Below are 25227 nucleotides of genomic sequence, written 5' to 3'. Positions count from 1 at the left end.
GTCAGTCTCCGGCAAGCCCGGCGGCGTCCTCACCGGCGTCCTCGAGGAGCTGCACCACGCCGCCGTCCGCGGCGACCACCTGCCCGCCCTCCAGCGTGCCGAAGCGCGGGTTGACCACCAGGTCGAGGTCGTCCCGCACCCGGGCCACCAGCGCGGCGCCGGCCTCCGCCGCCTCGGCCGCGGCCTGGTCGGCCAGCTGCGGGCGCAGCTGCTCGAACGTCGGGACGACGACGTCGCTGACGAAGCCGACCACCACCCCGCCGGCCTCCGGCAGCGCCAGGGTGAAGCCCTGGCCGGGGGGCGTGGCCGCGATCGGCTCGGCCAGCACCGCGGGCAGGTCGGCCGGTGCCCGGGGCTCGATCTGCGGCAGCGTGTTCGGCCCGGCGTACTGGGCGGCGACGGCCGGGTAGCCGGCCGGGTCGGTGGTCAGCTGGGCCAGCACGGCGTCGGCGGTGGCCTGGTCGGGCACCGTCACCAGACCGAGCTCGACCTGCGCGAGGCCGGGGGCCACCTGCTCGTAGCGCTCGCGCAGCGCCGCCGCGGAGGGCTCGACCAGCCCGGCGGCGACCGCGGCGCGCTGGCGGACCAGCTGCTGGCGGACGTTCTCCACCACGTCGGCCTCACTGGCGCCCTGCTGCTGGGCCACCTGGGTGAAGACCTCTTCCGGGTCGGCGCCGCCGAGCAGCTCGACGATCCGCGCCCGCACGTCGGCGTCGGACACCTCGACACCCCAGCGCCGGGCCACCTCGTCGTGGAGCTCCTCGCCCACGCGCAGGCTCAGCACCTGGCGGGTGTAGCCGACCTCGTTCCCGGCGGCGTACGCGGCGATGTCGGGGTCGGCGAGCCGGGTGTCGACCGCCTCGTCCAGCTCGGCGACGGTCACCTGGTCCTCGCCGACGTAGGCGGCGACGTCCGGGTCGGTGCGGCACCCGGTCAGGCCACCCACCCCGGCGGCACCCACGAGCAGGACGGCGAGGAGTCTGCGGCGCGGCACGGCGCGAGCGTGCCACACCCGGTGTGACCCACGCCGCACCCCGCGCTCAGGAGGCGACGGCGACGGGCTGTTCGAGGACGGACGTGAGCAGCGCGTGCAGCTTCTCCAGCAGGGCGACGTCGCGCAGCGGCGTGCGCCGGTCCGGGCCCACCGGCACCTTGATCGACACCGTGCGGACGGCGTCCTTGTAGGTGGCCCCCTCGGCGAGCCGGGACAGCTTCATCACCTGGGACTCGCGCAGCTCCACCGGGCCGACCCGGACGTTGCGCCCCTGCATCGACACCTCGGTGACCCCCAGGTGGCGCATGGCCGCCCGGAACCGGGCCACCGCCAGCAGGTTGAGCACCGGGGCCGGGGGCGCGCCGTAGCGGTCGGTGAGCTCGTCGAGCACCGCCTGCGCCTGGTCGTCGTCCTGGACGGAGGCCACCTTGCGGTAGGCCTCCATCCGCAGCCGCTCGCCGGGCACGTAGTCGTGCGGCAGGTGCGCGTCGACCGGCAGGTCGACCCGGACCTCCGCCGGCTCCACGGCCGGGGACTCCCCCGTCGCCTGGGCCCGGTAGTCGCTGACCGCCTCGCCGACCAGCCGGACGTAGAGGTCGAAGCCGACGCCGGCGATGTGCCCGGACTGCTCGCCGCCGAGCAGGTTGCCCGAGCCGCGGATCTCCAGGTCCTTCATCGCCACCGCCATCCCGGCACCGAGATCGGTGTTGTGCGCGATGGTGGTCAGCCGGTCGACCGAGGTCTCGGTGAGCGGCCGGGACGGGTCGTAGGTGAAGTAGGCGTAGGCCCGCTCCCGGCCCCGGCCGACGCGGCCGCGGATCTGGTGCAGCTGGGAGAGGCCGAAGGTGTCGGCCCGGTCGACGATCAGGGTGTTGGCGTTGGGGATGTCCAGCCCGGACTCGACGATCGTGGTGGCGACCAGGACGTCGTACTCCTTCTCCCAGAAGCCGACCATGATCCGTTCGAGCTCGTGCTCCTTCATCTGGCCGTGGCCGACCGCCACCCGCGCCTCGGGCACCAGGTTGCGGATCTTCGCCGCCGCCTTGTCGATCGACTGCACCCGGTTGTGGATCACGAACACCTGGCCGTCGCGGAGCAGCTCGCGGCGGATCGCGGCGGCCATCTGCTTGTCCTCCCAGGCGCCGACGTAGGTCAGCACCGGGTGCCGCTCCTCCGGCGGGGTGAGGATCGTCGACATCTCGCGGATGCCGGTGAGGCTCATCTCCAGGGTGCGCGGGATCGGGGTGGCCGACATCGACAGCACGTCGACCGCCGTCCGGACGCTCTTCAGGTACTCCTTGTGCTCGACGCCGAAGCGCTGCTCCTCGTCGACGATGACCAGCCCCAGGTCCTTGAACCGGGTGGTCGGCTGCAGCAGCCGGTGGGTGCCGACCAGGACGTCGATCTCGCCGTCGGCCAGCTTGCGCAGCACCTCGTCGGACTCGGTCTTCGACTGGAACCGGGACAGCACCGCCACGGTCACCGGGAACTGCGCGAACCGCTCGGAGAACGTCTTGAAGTGCTGGTTGGCCAGCAGCGTCGTCGGCACCAGGATGCCGACCTGCTTGCCGTCCTGCACGGCCTTGAACGCCGCCCGCACCGCGATCTCGGTCTTCCCGTAGCCGACGTCGCCGCAGATGATCCGGTCCATCGGCACCGGCTGGGCCATGTCCGCCTTGACCTCGTCGATCGCGGCCAGCTGGTCGGGGGTCTCGGTGAAGGGGAAGGCGTCCTCCAGCTCGCGCTGCCAGACGGTGTCGGGCCCGAAGGCATGGCCCTTGGACGCCATCCGCGCCGAGTACAACCGGATGAGCTCCGCGGCGATCTGCTTGACCGCCTTGCGGGCCTGGTTCTTCGTCTTCTGCCAGTCCGCACCGCCGAGCTTGGACAGCGCGGGCGCCTCGCCGCCCACGTAGCGGGTCAGCTGGTCCAGGGAGTCGGTGGGCACGAACAGCCGGTCCGGCGGCTGGTTCCGCTTGCCCGGCGCGTACTCCACGATCAGGTAGTCGCGCTGCCCGCCGTGCACGGTGCGGCTGACCATCTCCACGTAGCGGCCGACGCCGTGCTGCTCGTGCACCACCAGGTCACCGGGCTGGAGCTGCACCAAGTCCACGGCGTTGCGCCGGCGGGCCGGCATCTTGGTGGCGTCCTTCATCGAGGTGCCGCGCTGGCCGGTGAGGTCGCCCTCGGTGACCAGCGCCAGGCCCACGGCCGGGAAGGTGAAGCCGGCCTCCAGGTTGCCCTGGGTGATCAGCGTCGGCCCCGTGGTGGGCGCGGTCTCGATGCCGGGCACCAGCCGGGCGCCCAGGTCGGCCTCGGTGAGCTGGTCGGCCGCGCGCTGGGCCGGGCCGGGACCGGCGAAGGTCAGGGCGACCCGCCAGCCGTCGCGGCCCCAGCTGCGCAGCTGGTCGAAGGCGCGCTCCTGGTCGCCGTGGAAGCGCTCGACCCCGGTGGCGTCCAGGGTGACGTGCTGCTCGTCGTCGTCCGGGGAGAGGGTGAAGGCGCCCGTCGTCCACCAGGGCAGGCCCCGGGCCCGGGCGGCGTCCTGGACGTCGGCGAGGTCCTGGAAGGAGGAGGCGCCCAGGTCGATCGGCGCCTGGCCGGCCTCGGCCGCGGTCTGCCAGGAGGCGGCGAGGAACTCCTCGGCGGTGCGCACCAGGTCCGCCGACCGGCTGCGCACCCGCTCGGGGTCGCAGACCAGCACGTGCGTGCCCGGCGCCACCAGGTCGGTCAGCAGCTGCATCTGGTGACCAGCATCCTGTCCCGCCCCACCGCCCCCACCGATGAGCGCCGGGATCAACGACTCCATGCCCTCCACGGCGATGCCCTCGGCGAGCTTGCCGGTCACCTCGGCCAGCTCCGGGTGGTCGACCCCCAGCTGGACGGCGCGCGCCCGGACCTCGGCGGTGAGCAGCAGCTCCCGGCACGGCGCGGCCCACAGCCGGTCGGGCCGCTCGTCCAGCGACCGCTGGTCGGCGGCGGAGAAGTACCGCAGCTCGTCGACCTCGTCACCCCAGAACTCCACCCGCACCGGGTGCGGCTCGGTGGGCGGGAAGACGTCGAGCAGGCCACCGCGGACGGCGAACTCCCCGCGCTTCTCGACCAGCTCCACCCGGGTGTAGGCGGCGTCGGACAGCGCCTGGGAGACCGCGTCGAGGTCCGCGCTCTGACCCGGCGCCAGCTCCACCGGCACCAGGTCGCCCAGCCCGGGGGCCAGCGGCTGCAGCACGCTGCGCACCGGGGCGACCAGCACGTCGACGGTGCCGTTCTCCCCGGGGTGGGCCAGGTCGCGGAGCACGGCCAGCCGGCGGCCGACGGTGTCGGCGCGGGGGCTGAGCCGCTCGTGCGGCAGCGTCTCCCAGGCGGGGAAGACCTCGACCCGGCGGTCGGGGAGGAAGCAGCGCAGCACCGTCGCCAGCGCGTCGGCGTCCCGCTCCCCCGCGGTGACCACCAGCACCGGCACGCCGGCACCGGGTGCCGGGGCCGCCAGGGCCGCCGCCACCAGCGGCTGGACCGGCGGCGGGGCGGTGACGGTCAGGTCGGCGGTGCCGGCCTTGCCCACCACCGAGGCAACGCCGGCGTCGGACAGGACGACGTCGAGCACGCCGCGCAAGCTCACGGGGGTCACTCCAGTTCCTGGGGCCGCACCATGTCCGCTGCAGAGCAGAACGCGCCGGGTGCGCGCGGGGGCCGTCGTCCAGGTTAGTCCCGGTCGCGGCGGGGCGCGGGGTCGCTCAGGAGCTCAGGGCGCGGGCCCCGCGGCCCACCGGCTCCTGGGCGTCGATGGCGGCCAGCGCCCTGCGCAGGATCGTGCTGGAGGTGTGCACCGTGTACGGGAAGTACTGCACCTGCACGCCGACCGCGGCGAAGTCCCGCTCGAGCTTCTGGCCCTTGGCGGTGCCCCGCCAGTCGTCGCCCTTGAAGAGGACGTCGAACCGCACCTCGCGCCAGGTGTCGATCTTCTCCGGGACCACCTCGGCGTGCACGTCGTCGACGAAGCGCAGGTTGCGCACGATCTCCATCCGCTCGGCCAGCGGGACCACCGGGAGCCGGCCCTTGGCCTGCAGCAGCATCTCGTCCGACACCACGCCGACGACGAGCCGGTCGCAGTGCTCGGCGGCGTGCTTGAGGACGTTGAGGTGCCCGATGTGGAACAGGTCGTACGCACCCGGCGCGTATCCGACGACGGTCACCAGTGGGTCCTCTCCGCAGCAGTGCGCCGGGCGCGGGACGCACCTCGGTCGAACACCCACCGTGACCAGGAGGACGAATCTCCCTGGCATGGCGAGCAGCTGACCAGCACGTTAGCTGCGGACCATGACCGAGCGTGAGCGATCTGGGCCTGCTTCACCCGATCGGGAGCCGCCGGTCACCCGTCCGTTGCGGTGACCGCGGCGACGATGTCGTCGACCCGGTCGGCGACGGTGGCGAAGGTGCGGCGGTGGACGTCCCTGGACTGCCGGAAGGGGTCGTCGACGTCCGGCGCACCGCCCCGGAGGACCTGTGGTCGGTGGCGGCCGGCCAGCCGCGGCAGGGCCGCCAACCGCGCAGCGGGGTCCGCCGGGACGTCGGCCGGCCAGCCCGCTGCGGCCACCAGGGACGCGATGGCTCCCAGCTCCGCGAGCAGGAAGGTCCGCCGGACGGCGGTGGGGTCGGCGCCGACCACCGCGGCACGGTGCCCGCGCTCCATCACCAGCACCAGGTCCGCGGTGCGGACCTGGTCGGCCTGGAGCTGCCGGGCGGCGAACCCGGTGGGGTCGGCGCCGGCCAGGCGGAGCAGCTCGGCGACGGGCGGGTCGATCGCCTGCCCGACCAGCGCCGAGGTCCCGGCGCTGGCGACGGTCACCCCGGCACCGGCGGGGAGCCGGGCGGCGAGCAGCCGCTCGGCCGCCGGCGAGCGACAGACGTTGCCGGTGCAGACGACGAGGAGCCGGGTCACGGCCGGGCCGCTCTGCCGAGCAGGGGCCCGGTCACGTGCGCGGCCGGTCGAGGAGCCGCGCGGCCCCACCAGGCCGGACGGTCTCGGTCGCCGCACCGGGCGCCTCGGCTGCACGGCCGGCCGGCACGGACGGCCGCTGGACCGCGGGGGTGCGCGGCGCGGCCGGACGGCGGCGGCGGCGGCGGATGCGGTCCACCGACCTGCGCCACCGCGACGGCTCCGGCAGCGCGCCGTAGCCGTACCCGTGGCTGGCCAGCTGGCTCCGCGCCGGGAGCTTGTTGAGCACGACGCCGAACAGCCGGGCATCGACCCGGACCAGCGACTCCAGCGTCTCGGCGAGCTGCGCCCGGCGCACGCTGCTGCTGTCGGCGACGACCACCACGCCCGAGACGGCGCGGGACAGGACCAGGGCGTCGGTCACCGGCAGCACCGGCGCCGCGTCGATGACGACGACGTCGTGGTGGGCCCCGAGCTCGGCCAGCAGCTCGGCCATCCGGGCGGACGACAGCAGCTGCACCGGGTTGGGCGGGACGGCGCCGGAGGTCAGCACGTGCATCCCGTGCGCCCCCCACTCCTGCTGGACGTCGGCCAGGCCGGCCCGGCCCAGCAGCACCGTGGAGAGGCCGGCCGCACCCTCCAGGCCGAGCCGGTCGGCGACCGTGGGCCGGCGCAGGTCGGCGTCGACCAGCACCACGCGGTGGCCGACCTCGGCCAGCGCGAGGGCCAGGTTCACCGCCACGGTCGACTTGCCCTCGCCCGGCAGGGCGGAGGTGACCAGCAGGGTCGTCGACCCCCCGCCGACCCGCAGGAACTCCACGTTGGTGGCCAGCTGCCGGAACATCTCCGCGTGGGTGCCCCGCGGTTCGTCGGCGACGGGGACGAGGCCGGACCGGCTCGCCGGGGCAGCGGCGATCGAGCCCAGCAGGGGCGCATCGGTGAGCGACTCCAGCCGGCCGACGTCCCGCACCCGGGTGTCCAGGTTCTCGCGGGCGACCGCGTAGAGGACGCCGACCGCGAGGCCCAGCAGCACGCCGACGGCGACGTTGCGCAGCGTGTTCGGCGAGGAGGGGTACAGCGGCACCGCCGCCGGGGTCACCTGGGTCACCCGCACGGTGGCCCGCCCGTCGGAGTCGGTCGGGGCGACGTCGGCCATGACCTCGACCAGCTGCTCGCTCACGGCCTGGGCGATCCGGGCCGCCGCGGCCGGGGCCGGGTCGGTGGCGCTGATCTGCAGCACGACGGTGTCGTTCGGCGCGGTGGCCGTCACCCGCCGGCCCAGCGCGCGGGCCGACTCCGTCAGGCCCAGCTCGTCGACGACCGGCTGCAGGACCGCCGGGGTGGTGACCAGCGTGGCGTAGGAGGCCATCTGGTCCTGCGTGTAGTTGGCGCCCTGCGCGAGGTCGCTGGCCGTCGTGCTGTTCTCCAGGGAGACGAACAGCTCGGCCGTGGAGGTGTAGGTGGGGGTGGCCAGCAGGCTCAGGCCCAGCGCCAGCGACGGGAAGACGACGAGGCTCACCACCAGCGCGGCGACGTGCCGACGGAGGAGTTCCAGATGGCTGCGCAAGCCCATCAGGGCCTCCCTCGTTCGACGTGCCGGTCACTCACTGCGAGCGACGGTAGCGGCGGTTCTGCCTGGTCTGCGCGGTGCGTCATCACGAAGAGTGACCTGACGCTGGCTCTCCGGGCCGCCGGGACCGTGTCCTGCGGCCGTCCGTCGCGGGCCGCCGCCTGGGCGGCCACCGCGAGGCCGGCGACGAACCAGGCCCAGGTCGCGTACTGGGTGATGAGCGCGACGGTGGCGAAGGCCGGCAGCTGCGCGACCAGGGCCAGCGTCGGCGGGGCGGCGCGCCGGCGCAGCACCGCGACGACCGCCATGGTCAGCCCGGCCAGCAGGCAGCCCAGCGGGATCAGCCCGTAGGTGAGGCCGATCAGGACGAAGGCGCTGTCGATGGACCGGAACGACCCGAACGAGACCTCTCCGGTCGGCGACCGGTAGAAGCTGTCGGACAGGCCGAGCAGCTCCATCCGGCCGACGAGGCCGAGCAGGTCACCCCGGTAGGCGGCGCTCCCGGCGGCCTCGTCCCCCGCGGCGCCGAAGACGCCGGCCACCAGCGGCAACGCGGCGACGGCGACCGCGGCCAGCCCGGCGGCCAGGGCCAACCGGAGCCGGCGGGTCAGGCCGGTGCGGCCGGCCAGCACCGTCAGCAGCACCCCGAGCACCGCCGTCCCCAGGCCGATCCGGCTGAACGTGAGGACGCAGGCCACGGCCATCAGCAGCACCAGCAGCAGCCGCACGCCGGCGCGGAAGGGCGCAGCCAGGGTCAGCGGGATCGCCAGCGCCAGGCTCCCGCCGAGGGCGATGGAGTGCCCGAACGCACCCTCGGCCCGCGGCAGGCCCCCGCGGAACTGGACGGTCGCCCAGGTCGAGTGCAGGGCGCCGGAGCCGGGCACCGACAAGAAGGGGTTCCAGCCGGTGGCGCCCTCGACCAGGGCGAGCACCGCGACGACCGAGAAGGTGACGGCGACGGCGGCGTGCACCCGGTCGGCGGACACCCGGTGCAGCACCAGGCGGCCGACGAGGAAGGCCCCGGTCCACTGCACGAGCAGGTCGAAGACGCTGGTGAGGGTGGCCCCGCCGAGGAACACCGGCACGAGGGCGGACGTGACGAACGCCAGGAGCACGGCGTCCGCGGCGGTCAGCGCGATCGGCAGCGAGCGGCGGAACGGCAGCAGCGCGGCCAGCACGAGCAGCCCGACGGCCACCTGCGGCTGCAGGAACACCCCGACCGAGACGCCGGCCCACACCGGCACCAGGCCCAGGACCGCCAACCACCCGGCGAGCGCCAGCAGCGGCGAGGTCCGCGCGACCAGGAGGGCCAGCAGCGCCAGGGCCAGGGCAGCCGCCGCGAGCAGGCCGTCGTCCGGGGCGCTCAGCAGACCGCTCACCGCGCGGTGCCGACCGGCACGTCGCCCGGCTCCTCGGCCGCGCCCGGCTCCGGCTGGCCGGTCCCGCGCGGAGCCCCCTGCCGGGCGATCGCGCGGCGGACCACGGTGAGCACCGAGAGCGCGTCCCGGCGCAGCGACGGCACCGGCACCACCACGGCGGCGTAGCCGACCAGTCCGCCGGCCACCCCCGCCAGGAGGGAGAGGACCGGGCCGGCGGCCACGGTGGCCGTCGACGCCGCCCAGCCGGCGGCCGCCACGGTGGCAGAGACGGCCAGCACCCGGCCGGCTCCGCGCAGCAGGTCGGCGACCGGGATGGTGGCCCGGCGGGACAGCCACCAGAACGACAGCGGCCACAGGACGGCCGGGGCGGCGGCGTAGCCGATCGCCACGCCGACGACCCCGCCGGTGCTGCCGATGCCGATGCAGACCAGCTTCACCGCCACCTGGACGAACGACCAGTGCAGCAGGTGCCGGGTCAGGCCCCGGGAGAGGTAGACCCAGTAGCTGACCAGGGCCAGCGTCTGGAACACCCCGGCGACCGCCAGCAGCCGCAGCAGCGGCGACACCGACGACCACTGCTCGCCGAGGAACACCTCGGTCAGCGGCGTGGCCGTGCCGATGACCAGCGCCAGGCCGACGACCAGGCTGTGTCCCAGGGCGAGCTGGCCGCGGAGCAGGAGGGCGGACCAGGCGCGCTGGTCGGACTGCAGCCGGGACAGCACCGGGAGGGCGACCTGGGTGGCCGGGCCGCGCAACTGGTTCAGCGGCGTCATCAGCAGCTGGAAGGCACGGTTGTACAGCCCCAGGGGCACCGCCCCGAACCGCAGACCGACCACCAGGGTGTCGATGTTGTTGCCCGCGTAGCCGATGAGCTGGGTGCTGACCAGGTGCCAGCCGAACCGGAGCAGGCCCGACATCGGCTCCCGCCGGTCGGGACGACCGGGGAGCCACCGGCCGGCGGCCAGCACCATCGTCATCATCACCGCGTACTGGACGAGCTGCTGCACCACGAGGGCCCAGAAGCCGGCCCCGGCCAGCGCCGCCGCCAGCGCCGCGGCCAGCCCGCAGATCGGGGAGACCGTGTCGGCCAGGACCAGCCGGCCGAACAGCAGCCGACGGGTGAGGTCGGCGCGGTACTGGGTCGCGATCCCGTTGAGCACGAACGTCCAGCACAGCACCTGGGTCAGCGCGGTCAGCTCCGGTCGCCCGTAGACGGCGGCCAGCAGCGGCGCCCCGGCGAAGACCAGCAGGGCCAGCCCCAGCCCGATCGCACTGTTGATCCAGAAGAGGTTGGACCGCTGGCCTCGGGTGAGGACGCGGGCCTGGACGGCAGCGGTGGACAGGCCGAGGTCGCGGAAGATGTCGGCGATGCCGATCACCACGGTCGTCATCGCCAGCAGGCCGTAGTCGGCGGGCGACAGCAGTCGCGACAGCAGCACGACGGACAGGACCTGGACGCCGATCCGCACGCCCTGACCGGCCAGGGTCACGACGGCGCCGCGTGCGGCCCGGTCCCCGAGCTGACCGGCGGGCGGCCCCGGGACCGACCCGGCGGTGGCGTCCAGCTGCCCGGTCCCGCCGAGGGATGCAGGCTCCGGGCCGGGCGGTGTGCCCGCAGAGGTCATCCGAGCCGCCGCAGAGCCGTCTCTGCCGGGACCAGCAGCTCCTGCGCCCGGTCCCGCACGCCGCGGGCGGTGGCGGCCAGGTCGGTGCGCTCGACGATCCGCAGGGTGGCGTCCACCGGGTCCGGCTCGGTCCGCAGGTCGATCAGGTGCGGCCAGCCGACCCCGGCCAGCAGCGGCTCGAACTTCCGCGAGTAGGCCAGCGGCACCGCAGGCGTGCCGACCGACAGCGCGTTCAGGCAGGCGTGCATCCGGCTGCCGATGACCAGCTCGGCCCCGGCCACCATCCGCCGCACCTCCGCCAGCGACGTCGGGACCAGCACCTCCGGTGCGTCCTCCCGCTCGGCTGCGAACTCGCGGGCGGCGCGCACGTCGTTGTCGGCGGACGCCGAGTCCAGCACGTGCGCCAGCAGGGCCACCCGCCGTCCGCGCCGGACCAGTTCCTCGTGCAGCCGGCCCACCGTCTGGCGGTAGCGGTCGGAGTCGACGTGCTCACCGGAGCGCCACAGCAGCCCGGAGACGTTGAGCAGCACGTCGTGGGTGGACACCCGCGCCGGCAGGTCGAGGGCGAAGACGACGTCGGTGGTCAGCACGTCGACCGGGCGGCCCAGCTCGGCGGCGTGGTCGGCGCTGAGGTGGTCGCGGGCCATGGTCGTCGTCGCGACACCCAGGCTGCGGCGGGCCAACGCCCGGGCCCGGCGTCCGTCGAAGGGCCCGATGGTCTGCGGGCCCAGGACGAGCGGGACGCCGGTGGAGTGCACGTGCTCCGCCGCCCACGACATCGCGAACAGCCGCTGGAGACCGTAGATGTCGGAGAAGCTGTCACCGGAGCGCGTGTCGACCACGACGTCGAAGTCACGGACCCACTCCCGCAGACCCGCGCGGCGGGTCACCCGCTCCACGGCCAGGGCACGCGGGTCCCCGAGCCGGACGGGGGCGACGGCGGAGCCGTAGTTCTGGGTCACGACCTCCACCCCCGGCCACACCCGCCCGAGCAGCGCGGCGGTGCCCTCGGCCAGAGCCCGCACACCCAGGTTGGGCGAGTGCTGGTCGGCCCACAGGACGAGAGCTCGCATGGTGAGGTGACCTCCGCCGGAGGACGACCGACGGCCGCGCTCGGCCGACGTCGTCCGGTCAGGACCCCGGGCCTCGTGGCCCAGGTCTGCGGCGAGGCTAGCCACGCTCTCGCCCCGGTCCGGCCCGCTGACCCCCCGTCCGGGGGAGGCCGGAGGGCGTTCTCCCCCGACCGGGTCAGCGCCGGTCGCCCGCCGGTCCCCCGGGCTCCTACCCTCCTCGAGTCGGGCCGGCGACCGTCGGCCTCCCGAGGCTGGGAGCACCGTGCCGGATCCGTCCTCTCCTGGGTTCGTCGTCCAGCAGTCCTTCCCGACGCCACGGCCCACGACGAACCCCTACATCGTCATGCTGGGCCGCAGCCTGGCCGCGCTCGAGGGCGTCGAGCTGCGGACGTTCAGCTGGCGCCGGGCACTGCTGCGCCGCTGCGACGTCTTCCACGTGCACTGGCCCGAGATCCTGGTGGCCGGGCAGAGTCCGCTGAAGGCGCTGGTCCGTCAGGTGCTGTTCCTGCTCCTGCTGGCCCGGCTGCGGCTGACCCGCACGCCGCTGGTGCGCACCGTGCACAACCTGGAGCTGCCGCAGGGCATCTCCCGGTGCGAGGTGGCCCTGCTGCGGCTGGCCGAGCGGCTGACCACGCTGCGGATCCGGCTCAACGAGAGCACCGAGGTCGCCGCCGGCCGGCCCGCGGAGCTGATCGTGCACGGCCACTACCGCGACTGGTTCGCCCGCTTCCCCGCGGCCGAGGTGGTCCCCGGGCGGGTCACCTTCTTCGGGCTGGTCCGGCGGTACAAGGGCGTCGAACGACTCACCGAGGTGGTCGCCGCGACCCCCGACGACCGCATCGAGGGCGGTCTGTCGCTGCACGTCGCCGGCCGGCCCTCCAGCGACGAGCTGGCCGACACCCTCCGCCGCACCGCGGGCACCGACCCCCGCGTGCACCTGCGGCTGGAGTTCCTCGACGACGCGGACCTGGTGGTCGAGGTGACCGCCGCCGAGCTGGTCGTGCTCCCCTACCGGGAGATGCACAACTCCGGCGGCGCGCTGACGGCGCTGTCGCTGTCCCGTCCGGTGCTGGTCCCGGCCAACGACGTCACCCGGGCCCTGGCCGACGAGGTCGGCCCGGGCTGGGTGTGGACCTACGACGGCGAGCTGGAGTCCGCGGACCTGGTCGGCGCACTGCACGGTGTCCGCGCCCGCGGCGACGTCCCCCCGCCCGACCTGTCCGCGCGCGACTGGGACGCCGCCGGCCGGGCGCACCTGGCCGCCTACCGGCGAGCGGTGGCCCTGGCCCGCAGCTGACCGGCCCGCAGCTGACCGGCCCGGCCGCGGACCGGCGTGCCGTACTCCTGGTACGCGTGCCCGACGGTCCCGGCCAGCATGCCGGCGCCACGGGCGGCGCTGCGGGCGCCGCGGGCCCGGTGCCGGACGTCGGCGGTGACCACACCGAGCGCCCAGCGGGCTGCTCCGCCGAGCACCCGCACACCACCGGCGGTCCAGCCCTGCGCGCGGGCGACGAGCCGGCCGCGCCGGCCGCGGGCCAGCACCAGGGCGACCCGGGTGACCGAGTTGCCCGAGCTGAAGGCCCGCCGCAGCACCCACTCCGGGCGGGCCCGCTCCACCGGGACGACGTCGGTGACGACGGCCTCCGCGCACCACACCAGCGCGCCGCCGGCAGCCGCGAGCTGCCGGGTGAACAGGGTGTCCTCTCCACCGCTGAGCCCGAACGCGGGGTCGAACCGCAGGCCGGCCGCGCGGACCCGGGGCAGGTGCAGCAACAGGTTGTTGGTGGCCGCGACGTCGAGCGGGGTGCCGGTGGGTAGCCGGCGACGGTCGAAGAAGCCACCCGCCGCGATCCAGGTCGGCAGCGGGGCCGGGAAGCGGGAGGTGACCGTGCCGGCGACCGCCGCGGCCCCGGAGTCGCGCTGGGTGGCCAGCAGGTGGCGGAGCCAGCCGGGGTGCGGCAGCTCGTCGTCGTCGATGAAGACCAGGAACTCGCTGCCGTCGGACTCCGCCAGTGCCCGGTTCCGGCCTGCGGCGATCCCCGGCGTCGGCTCGTGGACGTAGTCGACCCCGACGCCTGGCGAGCCCGTCCAGACGGCGTCCTCGACGATCCTGCGCCCGCTGCCGGCCGGGTCGTTGTCCACCACCAGCACGCGGGCGCCACCGCCCCCGGCGACCTCGGCCGCCTGCTCCACCAGCTCGGGCAGCAGCGCGGCGAGGGTCTCCGGTCGCCGGAACGTCAGCACGGCGACGGTGACCGACGACGGTGTCCGCCCGGCCGTCACCGGGCGTCCCAGGTGTGGTGCAGCAGGCGGGCGATCTCCGCCCGGTAGGTCTCCGGGGCGTGCCGGGCCCGGGCGAGCTGCGCGTCCTCGACCGCCAGCCGGCCCACCGTCGGCCAGTCGGCCACCAGCTCCGCGACCGCTTCGGCCCAGGCGGCCGGCCGGCCCGGGGGCACCGCACGAGCCGAGGCGTACCCGGCAGCGGCCTCCCGGAGCCCGCTGCTGTCGCTGACGACGAGCGGCCGTGCGGCCAGGACCGCCTCGACCGCGGTGTTGCCGAACGGCTCGTCCACCACCGACGGGACCAGGACGACGTCGGCGGCGGCCAGGACCGGCCAGACGTCGGCCTCGAAGCCCCGGAAGGCGACCTGCCCGTCCAGCCCCGCGGCGGACACCGCCTCCCGCAGCTCGGCCTCGAACCACTCGTAGCCCGGGAACACCCCGCCCAGCAGGTCCAGGCGGGCCGGCACCCCGCGGGCGCGGAGCTCCTCCAGCGCGGCGACCGCCACCTGCGGTCCCTTCCGCGCCGACAGCCGGCCGACGTAGAGCAGCCGGACGCCTCCGGTCAGCTCGGCCCGGGGCGGCGGCACGGTCGCCGGGGACGGGATGCCGTTGTGCACGACGGTGGCCCGGCCCGCCACCCGCGGCGCCGACTCGGCGAGCACCCCCAGGCTGAACCGGCTGTTGACCACGACCGCGGAGGCCCAGGTGACCGGCAGGGTGAGCAGCCGGCGGACCGGCGCCGGGGCGCCGCGTTCGGCCTCGTGCACGTGGCACACCACCCGCCGGCCCAGCAGCCGGGCCAGCAGCACCCACAGCGGGATGGTCAGGGTGCTGACGTAGACGCCGTCCCGGCCCGCGGTGCGCAGCAGCCGCACCGACGGGAGCAGGCCCGCGGCCGCGTCGCCGAGCAGCGCGAGCGCGCCGACCGGGCGCAGGGCGCTCTTGCGGACCACGGGCATGCGGCAGGTCACGACCTCCGCGCCGAGCTCGCGCAGCGCGTCGGCCAGCGGGCCGGGGCCGGGCAGCGCGACGACCACCTGGTCGGTCGCGACGAGCGCCGCGACCGACTCCAGGAACACCCGGTCGGAGCCGTAGAGCTCCGACCCGGGGTGGACCAGCAGCACCCGACGGGGACCTCGGTGCCCGCCGGCCGGCCGGCGGCGGACCGGCCGGACGAGGGCGGCCAGCGCCAGCACCGCCCCCTCGACCGAGCCGCGCAGCGCGGCCCACATCGGCCGCGGGGACTCGACCAGTTGCCGGCGGCCACCCCGCAGCAGGACCTCCCAGCTGACCCGCGGCGTGGCGGCGAGCCACCGCAGCAGGTCGGGGCGGGACAGGTTCCGCGCGGCGAAGGCCAGCCGGTTCCGGCAGTTGTAGCGGTAGTACAGGGCCGACTTCCCCCGGGTCCGGGTGGCACCGTGCGTGCCGCCCTCGTCGTGGACCACCCGCAGGTCCGAGCGGACCTCCAGGCGGCCACCGGCGGCGAGGGCCCGGTGGCTGAGGTCGACGTCCTCCCAGTAGAGGAAGTAGGTCTCGTCGAAGCCGCCCAGCCGGTCCCACAGCTGGGCGTGGACCACCAGGCAGGCCCCGGTCAACCACGGTTCGCCGTCCGGCAGGGGCGGGCGCGGCGAGCGGGCTCCGCGGATGCGCCCGTCGCGCAGCGACAGCGTCGACCCGCTGAACACCAGCTCGCCGGCCGAGGAGGTGATCAGCGGACTGAGCACGGTCAGCGGTTCGCGCAGGCTGTGCGCCCGCAGCTCGGCGACCACGGCCGGGGTGGCGCGGGCGTCGGGGTTGAGGCAGAGGAAGGTGACGCACCCCAGGGCACGGGCGCGCGCCACCCCCACGTTGGTCGCCGCACCGAAGCCGCGGTTGTCCGGCAGCCCGACCACGTCCCAGCCACGGACCCGGCCCAGCTCGACCAGGGACCGGCGCTCGGCCGCCGTGGTGTGGTTGTCGACGACGACCACCCGCACGTCGGGTCCCAGCTCCGGCGCGCTGTCCAGGTTCTCGGCCAGCAGCGCGTGCGAGCCGTAGTTCACCACCACGATGCCGATCGGCCCCGCAGCCGGCGTCGTCGTCTCAGCTGCGTGCACGTGACGACTCCCGTCGCACCCGGGCCCGGGTGCCGCGGGCGGCCCGGAGGGTGTCCCGGGGAGACCGCCACGCCCGCCCGAGGAGGCCGAAGCCCCGGTACCGCGGGACGGGGCGGCCGGCCAGCGCGTTGCCCACCAGCCGGCCGGCGAGGGTCCGGCGCCGGTCGGCCTGCAGCGGCTGGACGGCGACCACGGCGTCCAGGTCCACCGGGCCGACGGTCAGCACGCCGGCGGCCACGGCCCGCTCGACCAGCTCACGCCCCCGGCGGGTGCGGGCGATGAGCACGCTGCGCCCGGCGTCGTCGGCGAAGACCGGGTACCCGCGGTCGTCGGCGTGCCAGAAGTCGCCGGCGACCAGGTCGGCGCTCTCCCCGGTGCCGTCGGGGCACAGCTTGCACCGCCACTGCGTGGTCGGACCGAGGTGCCGGCCCCAGGACTCGTCGTAGGAGGTCCGGACGGTCTGCTGCTCGGTCACCGCGGTGAACTCCCCCGGCCACCCACGCCCCCGGTACCTCAGGTCGGTCACCCGTTCGCCGTCGCCCACGCCGAGGCTCCGCACCAGGTCCGTCGTCGCCGTCTGGGCAGGGACCCCCGCGCAGAAGAAGGACATCAGCAGAGGTGCGTCGGTGTCACCGGCCAGCGCCCGCAGGGCGGACACCTCACAGGGCTTGCCGACCACGGCCCCGCGCGGGTCCAGCGCGGCCGGGTGTGCGGCGTTCGCGACCGGGGCGTAGCGCGAACCGGCGGCGACGAGCGCACCGGCACGGTCGGTCACGGCGACCGCCACGGTCCGGGTGGCGTCGGTGGGGTCGGCCTGGGCGCCCACGACCTGGTCGACCTGCCCGGTGGACGCGAGCCACGCGGTCAGCGCGGTCAGGACACCGCCGCTGCTGCCGGCGTGCCGCACGTCCGGATCGGTCGCCCAGGCCTCCCACGCCGCGACGACCGGGCCCAGCAGGTCGTGCCGGACCGAGCCCTCCGGCGCCTGCGCGTCGACCCGTCGGCCAGGGCAGGAGCGGTCGAACGCCGCCACGACGTCACCGGCAGGCGGGCGGCGGGTGGAGAGCTGGACCGGGACCGGGCGGCTGCGGCCGGCCGGGTCGAGCTGCATCTCGAGCCCTCGGTCGAGCTGGACACAGGCGCCGCACCCGGAGCAGTTCCCGGCGGCCACCACACGGGCGACCTCAGCGGCCAGGGTCGGCACCGCCCGGCCCACGGAGCTGTTGCCTGCGGAGCTGCTGCCTGCAGAGAGGTGCCCGGTGGCCGTGGCCCTCGGGCTGGTTGAAGCGGACATGCAGCTCTCCCGGTCGTTGATCCCGGCGTCCGCCACCGCTGGTGGCCGGCTGTCGAGGTGACCACCCATCCCACCGCAGCCGGGCGCTGCACCACATCCCTCGTGCTGGTGACCCGGCCGGGGCCGGAGGGTGCACCGGAGGCCCGGTGCACCCTCCCCCGGGTCAGCCCGCGGCGGGGACCGAGCCGGCGGCGGTCACGCTCAGGCCGTCGAGGGAGAGGACCTGCGGGCCGGTGGCCGAACCGGAGGTGTACCCCATCACGTACAGCGCCCCGGCCCCCTGCAGCCCCGCACTGTCATCGGTCGCGCTCACCAGCCAGTCCACCGGCTCGGTCCCGCTCACCGCCCAGACCTTGGCCTGCACCGTCGTCGTCCCCGAGCCCACCGCCTCGACCCGGACCCGCAGCACGTCACCAGCGGTGTACGTACCCGGCAACGTCACCGTCCGCAGCGCCGTCTCCGCACCCGAGACCACCCGCACCACCGACAGCTGCACCACACCCCGAGAGGAGAACCACACCTTCGCCCGGTAGTCACTGCTCCCGACCCGACGCACCCCCAGGTTCACGAACGACCCACCACCGGACGGCGCAGCCTGCAACGCCACGTCCAGCTGCGCCGACACGTCCTGCACCGACACCGGCAGGGTCGCCCCCGCACTCCGCGCCGGAGCCACCGTCAACGTGCCCACCCCACCGCTCACCGCAGCGTTGGACACCCCACCGGCGATCGCCCACACACCACCCAGGTCAGCCGCACCCCACCCACCGGAGACCTCCCGACCGAACGCATCGGTCGCGAGCTGCTCCACCGTCGGCTCGGTCGGGTCCGTCGGCTCCGTCGGGTCCGTCGGGTCCGTCGGGTCCGTCGGGTCCGTCGGGTCCGTCGGCTCGGTCGGGTCCGTCGGCTCGGTCGGGTCCGTCGGCTCGGTCGGGTCCGTCGGCTCGGTCGGGTCCGTGGGCTCGATCGGCGCCGCCACGGTCACCTCGCGGGTCACGGTGCCGGTCACACCGTCGTCGTCGGTCACCGTCAGCGTCACCGCGTAGGTGCCGGCCGCCGCGTAGGTGTGCGACACCGTCGTCCCGGTCGCGGTCGTGCCGTCACCGAAGTCCCAGGCGTGGCCGGTCAGCACACCGTCGGTGTCGGCCGAGCCGGTCCCGTCGAACTGCACGGCCAGGTCGGCCGGGGTCGCCGTGAAGGACGCCGTCGGCGCCACGTCCACCGGTGCGGGCGCCGGCGTGGTGCCCGGCGCCCCGACGTGCAGCCCGTCGAGGGAGAGGACCTGCGGGCCGGTGGCCGAACCGGAGGTGTACCCCATCACGTACAGCGCCCCGGCCCCCTGCAGCCCCGCACTGTCATCGGTCGCGCTCACCAGCCAGTCCACCGGCTCGGTCCCGCTCACCGCCCAGGCCTTGGCCTGCACCGTCGTCGTCCCCGAGCCCACCGCCTCCACCCGGACCCGCAGCACGTCACCAGCGGTGTACGTACCCGGCAACGTCACCGTCCGCAGCGCCGTCTCCGCACCCGAGACCACCCGCACCACCGACAGCTGCACCACACCCCGAGAGGAGAACCACACCTTCGCCCGGTAGTCACTGCTCCCGACCCGACGCACCCCCAGGTTCACGAACGACCCACCACCGGACGGCGCAACCTGCAACGCCACGTCCAGCTGCGCCGACACGTCCTGCACCGACACCGGCAGGGTCGCCCCCGCACTCCGCGCCGGAGCCACCGTCAACGTGCCCACCCCACCGCTCACCGCAGCGTTGGACACCCCACCGGCGATCGCCCACACACCACCCAGGTCAGCCGCACCCCACCCACCGGAGACCTCCCGACCGAACGCATCGGTCGCGATGGCAGCCGGCGCCGTGGTCACGGTGACCTGCTGGGTGACGGTGCCGGTGACACCGTCGTCGTCGGTCACCGTCAGCGTCACCGCGTAGGTGCCGGCCGCCGCGTAGGTGTGCGACACCGTCGTCCCGGTGCCGGTCGTCCCGTCACCGAAGTCCCACGCGGAGGAGACGACCGTGCCGTCGGGGTCCACGGACCCGGAGCCGTCGAAGGTCGCGGACAGCGCGTCGGTCGCGACCGTGAAGGCCGCCGTCGGCGGAACGTCGGCCGGCGGCGCGAGGACCGTGACCTCGCGGGTGACGGTGCCGGTCGCGCCGTCGTCGTCGGTCACCGTCAGCGTCACCGCGTAGGTGCCGGCCGCCGCGTAGGTGTGCGACACCGTCGTCCCGGTGCCGGTCGTCCCGTCACCGAAGTCCCACGCGGAGGAGACGACCGTGCCGTCGGGGTCCGTGGAGTTGCCGGCGTCGAACTGCACGGCCAGATCGGCCGCGGTCACCGTGGCGGACGCCGTCGGCGGGACGTTGGCCGCCTCGCCGGTGGTGGCCGCGGTGTGGTGACCGGCGACCTGGGCAGCCGTCAGGGCGGTCGGGTAGATGGCCACCTCGTCGAGCTGGCCGCCGAACCACGTGCCGTTCCCGCCCCAGGTCTTGTCGCCACCGAGCCGCCAGTAGCCGTTGTAGGCCTGCGCGGCGGTGGTGTCGGCGCGCTCGGCCACCAGCTCGCCGTCGACGTAGAGGGCCATCCCCTCCGCCGAGAGGGTCGCCACGACCTGGTGCCACTGGCCGTCGTTGACCCGGCCGGGGGTCTTGAGGACCCGCTCCTGGCCCGGGTACACCCCGAAGTACAGGTACCCCGAGCTGTCGAGGTACAGGTGGCGGTCGTAGCTGCTGCTGGTCGTGCTGGTCCGGGAGGACCCGAAGCCGATCAGCTTCCCGCCCTTGGTCGAGGTCGTCTTCACGAACGTCTCGATGGAGAAGGTCTGCGGCCCGGCGACGGCGGTCTGGGTGGAGGCCAGCCCGCGGTAGGTGCCGTTGAACTGCGCGGCCGTGTCCTCGTCACCGGTCAGGGCGCCCTCACGTCCGCCGGTGACCCCGCTGGAGGCGGTGAGGTCCAGACCCGAGGTCCCGAAGTCGTACGCGGTGGTGCCGCTGGTCTCCCCCAGCCGCCACTGGTGGACGGCGCCGTCGGCGCGCACCGTCGCGGCGTACGCACCACCCGCCGAGGGCCCGGTGTCGGCCACGGTGACCGCGGTCGAGCCACTGGTCACGGTGTTGCCGAAGGGGTCGGAGACGACCACCTGGTAGCTGTGCTGCGCCCCGGGCGTGAGCCCGGTGTCCAGGAAGCCGATCCGGCTGGCGGTCTGCCGGTGGGCCGACCGCGTGGCGGTCTGGAACACCGGGACGGTGCCCCCGTCGCGGTACACCGAGTAGGTGAGCGTGCCGTTGTCCCGGTCGGTGGTGGTCGACCAGCCGACCCGGGCGGAGCCGGTGGAGAACGAGGTGACGTCCGGGGTCAGCGCGGGGCTGTCCACCGGCCCGACCGCGTTCGGCGCCAGGCTGGGCACGGCGAACCGGACGAGCCCGGCCTGCGCCTTGTTGTTCACGCCGGGGAACTCACCGGCGTAGGCGACGTACTGGCTGTTCCCGGTGACCGACCAGCCGGCCTGGCCCTGCCCGGTGACGGTGCCGGACAGGAACGTCGGGTACCAGTCGAGCACGGTCGGCGCAGCCTCGCCGACGAACCGCTTGTTGCGGATGGTCGCCGAGCCGACCGTGGTCGCGCTGGGCGCTGCGCTGTAGGCGATGGCGTACTCCGAGACCCGGGGGTCGGACTCCGGGAAGCCACCGATGTTGCTGCAGACGTGCGGGTGCCCGGCGATGTAGACCGCCCCGTTGATCGGCACGCTGGAGTAGGTGTCCCCGTGGCAGTCGCCCATCCAGACGAGCTCACCGGTGGCGGCGTTCGCCGCCAGGGCGCCCTCGACGTTGCCCGGCCCACCGAAGTCGTAGCCGGTGGCGTACACGTTGGTGCCGTCGGTGGACAGGCTGTAGACCGCGGACTTGTCGCCCTGGTTGGTGACCTGCTGGTTCACGGCGAAGGGCAGGGTCTCCCCGGTGACGGCGTCGACCGCGCCGATGCCGCTGGCCGCCACGCCGTTGAGCGTGCCGAACCGGCCGCCGACGACGACCTTCGAGCCGCCGTCGGTCACGACCATCGCCATGACGGAGGAGTTGACGGCGGTGCTGCCGTCGAGGTTGACCCCGGCCCCGGCCTGGGGAGCCCAGGGCAGCAGGCTGCCGTCGGTCGCGCTGACCGCGGCGAGCCGGCTGCGCGGGGCACCGTTCATCGAGGAGAAGCCGCCACCGAGGTGGACGGTCGAGCCGCTGACCGCGATCGTCCGGACCTGGTAGCCGGCGATCGGCCGGAAGTCCGGCACCAGCTGACCGGTCGCGGTGCTGTACGCGGCGACCCGGTAGCGGGCCTGGCCGTCGGCGGTCGTGAAGTCGCCGCCGACGTAGATCCGGGAGCCGTCCGGCGACGCGGTGACCACCAGCGCCTGGCCGTTGAGGTCCGGCGCGAAGGAGGTGATCAGGTTGCCGGTGCGGATGTCGTAGGCGAGGAGGTTGTTGCGGGTCGTCTCCTGCGTGCCGGCGGCGGCACCGGCCGGGCGGGCGGAGCTGAACTTGCCGGCCACGTAGACGGTGTCGCCGACGACCGCCTGGGACCACGCGACGCCGTCGATCTGCACGGTGGGCAGCGCATCGGCGGTCACGGTGGCCGGGGTGAGGGGGTCGGCGGGGTCCACCGGCGCGGAGTCGGCCCGCGCTGCGGCCGGCAGGAGAGCCAGCGACCCGGCGAAGAGCGCCATGCTCACCAGCCCGGCGACCGCCGCCCGACCCGTCGTCCTCAGTACGTTCATGTGCCGATGTCCCCGCTCACGCCGAGTAGCTGCCCAACTGGGCATTCGGATGCTAAGCGTGATGATCAGGGCGTCGTCACCCCCTGAACGGGTGCTTCCGCCCAGCTGGACCGCCAGATGGGTGAACACTCGCCACGCAGGGTGATCGGTTGATGTCACGCTGTGTGCCCGCTGCCCGGTCGGCCCGGACGCGGGTCGAGCCCGCACCCCGGTGTTCGGGTGCGGGCTCGACGGGATCGGCAGCGGTCGGCTGCGGGTGGTCAGCCCACCGGCCCCTGGAAGACCAGCAGCGGTGCAGCGGCGGTGTACCCGACGGTCACCGTGACCAGGTCCCGCTCGCCTGCGGGCACGGTGAAGACGTAGCGCCCCTCCGCCGCGGCACCCGCGGCCAGGACGCCCTGGGCCGGGGCAGCCGCCGGGTCGTTGACCGGCGAGGCCGCCGTCTCCTGCTCGGAGTAGGCGACGTTGACCTGCAGCCCGTCCAGCGAGATGGGCTCGGCCGTGGCGTTCGCGACCCGGACCGTGATCGCCAGGGCCGGCCCGCTGACGTTGCCCGGGCCGGAGCCGACCGCGTCGATCGCCGCGATGGCCGGGAGGGTGACCGTGACCCCGTCCGCGGCCACCGCCGCCTCGTCCAGGGCCACCGGCGCCAGCATCGCGGGGATGCCGGTGACCGGCCCGGGCCCCGCCGGCTCCGTGGGCGCCGCGGCCGGCGTGGAGGCCGCCGGCCCGCTCGGGCTCGAGCTCGGCGCCGAGGTCGGGCTCTGGCCAGGTGACGCGTCGGGTCCCGGGCCGGCGGACGACGTCGCCGCGGGCGCCGCCGAGGCCTGCCCGTCGCCGTCCCCGTCGCCGGTCAGGACCAGGACGAGGACGACGACCAGGACCACGAGCGCGGCCCCGACCGACGCCAGCACCCACCGCCGCCGGGCCCCCGTGATCGACGGTCGGTCTCTCGTGCTGCTCACGCGGTCAACCTCCCCATCTCGCCGAACCACTTGACGCAGGCCAGGGCCAGGTAGGCGGCCGTGGCGAGGAACAGCAGGCCGTAGGCGGTCACGAAGACCACCGGGGCGCCGAGCAGGACGAACACCAGGCAGAGGAGCCCGTAGTCGGTCGGCACCACCAGCAGCGACCGGAGCACGCTGGGGCGCTCGCCGGTGTGCGCGGCCCGGGTCGGCGCACCGTGCTGGGCCCGCAGCGACTCGTTGAGCAGGGTGCCGAAGAAGAGCACGACCGACACCGCGGAGAACCCCAGCGGCAGCAGCAGCCACGCCTCGCCCTCGACCAGGTCGGCGCGGTACCAGCCGATCAGCAGCGCGAGGTGCAGGCTGGCGATCTTGAGCGCGTCCACCATGTGGTCCAGCCACTCCCCGGCCGGGGAGCCGCCGCCACGCAGCCGGGCCAGCTGGCCGTCGGCGGAGTCGAAGGCGTACCCGAGGACCAGCAGCAGCGCGACCGTCAGGCCCATCGCCCAGGACGGGGGCACCAGAGCCAGCACCGTGATGCCGGTGAAGGTGCAGACGGCGCTGACGCCGGTGACGGCGTTCGGGGTGAGCCGGGCGTGGAACGCCACCGCCGCGAGCACCCGACCCAGCTTGCGGTTCACGAACCGGGAGTAGGCGGGGGCGCCCTGGGCACCCTTCTGCGCGCCGGCCAGCCGGCGCACCGTGTCGGCGATCGTTCCCTCCGGGCGGGCCACGGAGCCCGACACGGCGGTCACGACTGCGCCGTCCGGGCCGGCGGGACGGCCGCCGACCCGCCGGCCGCGGGCCGGGTTGCCGGCCGGGCGGGCGCCCGGCGGGGCTGCGGAGCGACGTCACCCTGCGCCTGCGGCGCCGGCCGGACCTGCGTCCACTCCTCGGTCCGGGTCCCGGCGGCCGGGCCGAGCCGCAGCCGGCGGCCGCTCGGGCGGGACCGCGGGAACGCCCGGGCGGCGAGGGAACGGCACAGCTCCTCGTAGCGGGAGGCGACGTGGTCCCAGTCGTAGCGGGCGGCGAGCAGGCGCGCCCGCTTGCCCCGGCGGCGGAGCTTCTCGGGGTCGCCTTCCGCCTCGTGCAGCGCGGTGGTGACGTCCTCCGGCGTCCGGAAGTAGCGGCCGCTGGACTCCAGGACCTCCCGGTTGAAGGAGACGTCGTAGGCGATGGTGGCCGCACCCGCGCCGATGGCGCGCAGCAGCGAGGGGTTGGTGCCGCCCACGGAGTGCCCGTGCAGGTAGGTCGCGCAGTTGACGTACAGCTGGTCGAGGAGCTGCTGGTCCCAGACGCCCCCGAGGAAGCGGACCCGGTCGTCGGCGAGCGCGTGCACGTGGCGGGTGTAGTCGTCGGCGTAGGGCGCCGAACCGACGACCACGAGCGGCAGCTCGGCGTCGCTGCGCCGGTACCCGTCGACGATCACGTCGACGTGGTTCTCCGGCTCGAAGCGGGCGACGACGAGGTGGTAGCCACCGGGGGTCAGGTCGACGGTCGCCAGCCGGTCGGACCCGGCGCCGTCGGTCTTCGGTGCGCCGTAGGCGATCTGCTGGGTGGGGGCCGCGAACTCGTCGCGGTAGTAGTCGGCGATGCCCTGCGCATCGGCGATCAGCGCGTCGGACCAGCGGACCGACAGCGCCTCGACGACGCGGTAGTACCGCTTGCCCACCCCGCCCCACTTGGCGCGCTTCCACTCCAGCCCGTCGACGTGGGTGGCGACCGGGATGCGGGCGGCCCGCAGCAGCGGCAGCCAGGGCGCGTTGGCTGCGTTGAACACGATCGCGGCGTCGACCCGGCGGGTGAGCAGGTGCGCGACCGAGAGTCCGGTGTGGCTCAGGGTCTCCAGCGACCGGCGGCGCAGAGCGGGCAGGTGCACCAGCCGCATCCCCAGGTGGGTGGCCGGCCGGGGTCCGCCGGTGGTGGTGCGGCAGTAGACGACGACGTCGTGACCGGCCTCCGCGAGGCGACGGCCGACCTCTTCGACGGCGGTCTCGAAGCCGCCGTACCGGGCAGGCACGCCACGCGTCCCGACCAGGGCGATGCGAAGAGCGCCCGACCTCCTGGGTGGCATGTCCTGTGGCTCCGTTCCTCCGAGTCGGTGCGGACCTCGGGACGAGGACGCGGGGACCGACCGACCTGCGCGTGCTGGGCTGCCGTGCTGGCCGTCCAGCACCGACCCTGCCCTCATCGCGGAGTGGCGTCGCCCTCGGCAGTGGTGCGATCACCCGGAGG

Annotated in this window: 16 protein-coding genes; 1 reads left to right on the top strand and 15 read right to left on the bottom strand. The window is 75.0% G+C overall.

Going from position 1 to position 25227, the window contains the following annotated elements:
• Position 1: 1 nt before the first annotated feature.
• The 8 genes from O2W16_RS16740 to O2W16_RS16705 form a co-directional block, all read right to left on the bottom strand.
• Positions 2–994, bottom strand: coding sequence for a SurA N-terminal domain-containing protein (locus O2W16_RS16740; RefSeq protein ID WP_269159950.1), 993 nt, complete (start codon positions 992–994; stop codon positions 2–4).
• Positions 995–1040: 46 nt separating this feature from the next.
• Positions 1041–4613 carry a transcription-repair coupling factor gene (mfd, locus tag O2W16_RS16735; RefSeq protein WP_269159949.1) on the bottom strand — a complete coding sequence of 1191 codons (3573 nt, stop codon included), beginning with the start codon at positions 4611–4613 and terminating at the stop codon, positions 1041–1043.
• A 115-nt stretch (positions 4614–4728) separates the two neighbouring features.
• Entirely contained in the window at positions 4729–5187 is a 459-nt protein-coding gene (locus O2W16_RS16730; RefSeq protein WP_269159948.1) for an adenylyltransferase/cytidyltransferase family protein, read from the bottom strand.
• A 176-nt stretch (positions 5188–5363) separates the two neighbouring features.
• Positions 5364–5933, bottom strand: a complete 570-nt coding sequence (locus tag O2W16_RS16725) for an arsenate reductase/protein-tyrosine-phosphatase family protein (protein WP_269159947.1) — start codon at positions 5931–5933, stop codon at positions 5364–5366.
• Between the two features lie 31 nt (positions 5934–5964).
• Entirely contained in the window at positions 5965–7503 is a 1539-nt protein-coding gene (locus O2W16_RS16720) for a polysaccharide biosynthesis tyrosine autokinase (RefSeq protein ID WP_269159946.1), read from the bottom strand.
• Complete coding sequence (locus O2W16_RS16715; protein WP_269159945.1) at positions 7503–8879, bottom strand: hypothetical protein; 1377 nt, start codon at positions 8877–8879, stop codon at positions 7503–7505. Before O2W16_RS16715 ends, O2W16_RS16720 begins: the two co-directional genes overlap by 1 nt.
• Entirely contained in the window at positions 8876–10504 is a 1629-nt protein-coding gene (locus O2W16_RS16710; RefSeq protein ID WP_269159944.1) for a lipopolysaccharide biosynthesis protein, read from the bottom strand. Before O2W16_RS16710 ends, O2W16_RS16715 begins: the two co-directional genes overlap by 4 nt.
• Positions 10501–11577, bottom strand: coding sequence for a polysaccharide pyruvyl transferase family protein (locus O2W16_RS16705; protein WP_269159943.1), 1077 nt, complete (start codon positions 11575–11577; stop codon positions 10501–10503). The genes O2W16_RS16710 and O2W16_RS16705 overlap by 4 nt, the downstream gene beginning before the upstream one ends.
• 262 nt (positions 11578–11839) lie before the next feature.
• On the opposite strand from O2W16_RS16705, the gene O2W16_RS16700 reads away from it, so the two are divergent.
• Entirely contained in the window at positions 11840–12874 is a 1035-nt protein-coding gene (locus tag O2W16_RS16700; protein WP_269159942.1) for a hypothetical protein, read from the top strand.
• Here O2W16_RS16700 and O2W16_RS16695 read toward each other — a convergent pair.
• The 7 genes from O2W16_RS16695 to O2W16_RS16665 form a co-directional block, all read right to left on the bottom strand.
• Complete coding sequence (locus O2W16_RS16695) at positions 12841–13860, bottom strand: glycosyltransferase family 2 protein (protein ID WP_269159941.1); 1020 nt, start codon at positions 13858–13860, stop codon at positions 12841–12843. The genes O2W16_RS16700 and O2W16_RS16695 overlap by 34 nt on opposite strands.
• On the bottom strand, positions 13857–15956 hold the full coding sequence (locus O2W16_RS16690) for a glycosyltransferase (RefSeq protein WP_269159940.1): 2100 nt from the start codon (positions 15954–15956) through the stop codon (positions 13857–13859). Before O2W16_RS16690 ends, O2W16_RS16695 begins: the two co-directional genes overlap by 4 nt.
• Positions 15943–17250: a Coenzyme F420 hydrogenase/dehydrogenase, beta subunit C-terminal domain gene (locus tag O2W16_RS16685; RefSeq protein WP_269159939.1), complete on the bottom strand. Its 1308-nt coding sequence runs from the start codon at positions 17248–17250 to the stop codon at positions 15943–15945. Before O2W16_RS16685 ends, O2W16_RS16690 begins: the two co-directional genes overlap by 14 nt.
• Positions 17251–17413: 163 nt before the next feature.
• Positions 17414–22027 carry a PKD domain-containing protein gene (locus tag O2W16_RS16680; RefSeq protein WP_269159938.1) on the bottom strand — a complete coding sequence of 1538 codons (4614 nt, stop codon included), beginning with the start codon at positions 22025–22027 and terminating at the stop codon, positions 17414–17416.
• A gap of 260 nt (positions 22028–22287) precedes the next feature.
• Positions 22288–22992, bottom strand: a complete 705-nt coding sequence (locus tag O2W16_RS16675; RefSeq protein WP_269159937.1) for a hypothetical protein — start codon at positions 22990–22992, stop codon at positions 22288–22290.
• A complete protein-coding gene (locus tag O2W16_RS16670; protein WP_269159936.1) occupies positions 22989–23747 on the bottom strand; it encodes a CDP-alcohol phosphatidyltransferase family protein in 759 nt (252 codons plus the stop codon). Before O2W16_RS16670 ends, O2W16_RS16675 begins: the two co-directional genes overlap by 4 nt.
• A complete protein-coding gene (locus tag O2W16_RS16665) occupies positions 23744–25012 on the bottom strand; it encodes a glycosyltransferase (RefSeq protein ID WP_269159935.1) in 1269 nt (422 codons plus the stop codon). The genes O2W16_RS16670 and O2W16_RS16665 overlap by 4 nt, the downstream gene beginning before the upstream one ends.
• Positions 25013–25227: the final 215 nt, after the last annotated feature.

This window comes from Modestobacter sp. VKM Ac-2984 (assembly GCF_026967985.1).
In the GTDB taxonomy this organism is placed as follows: domain Bacteria; phylum Actinomycetota; class Actinomycetes; order Mycobacteriales; family Geodermatophilaceae; genus Modestobacter.
The sequence above is the reverse complement of the archived record's forward strand: the minus strand, read 5'-3'. Positions and strand labels throughout refer to the sequence as shown.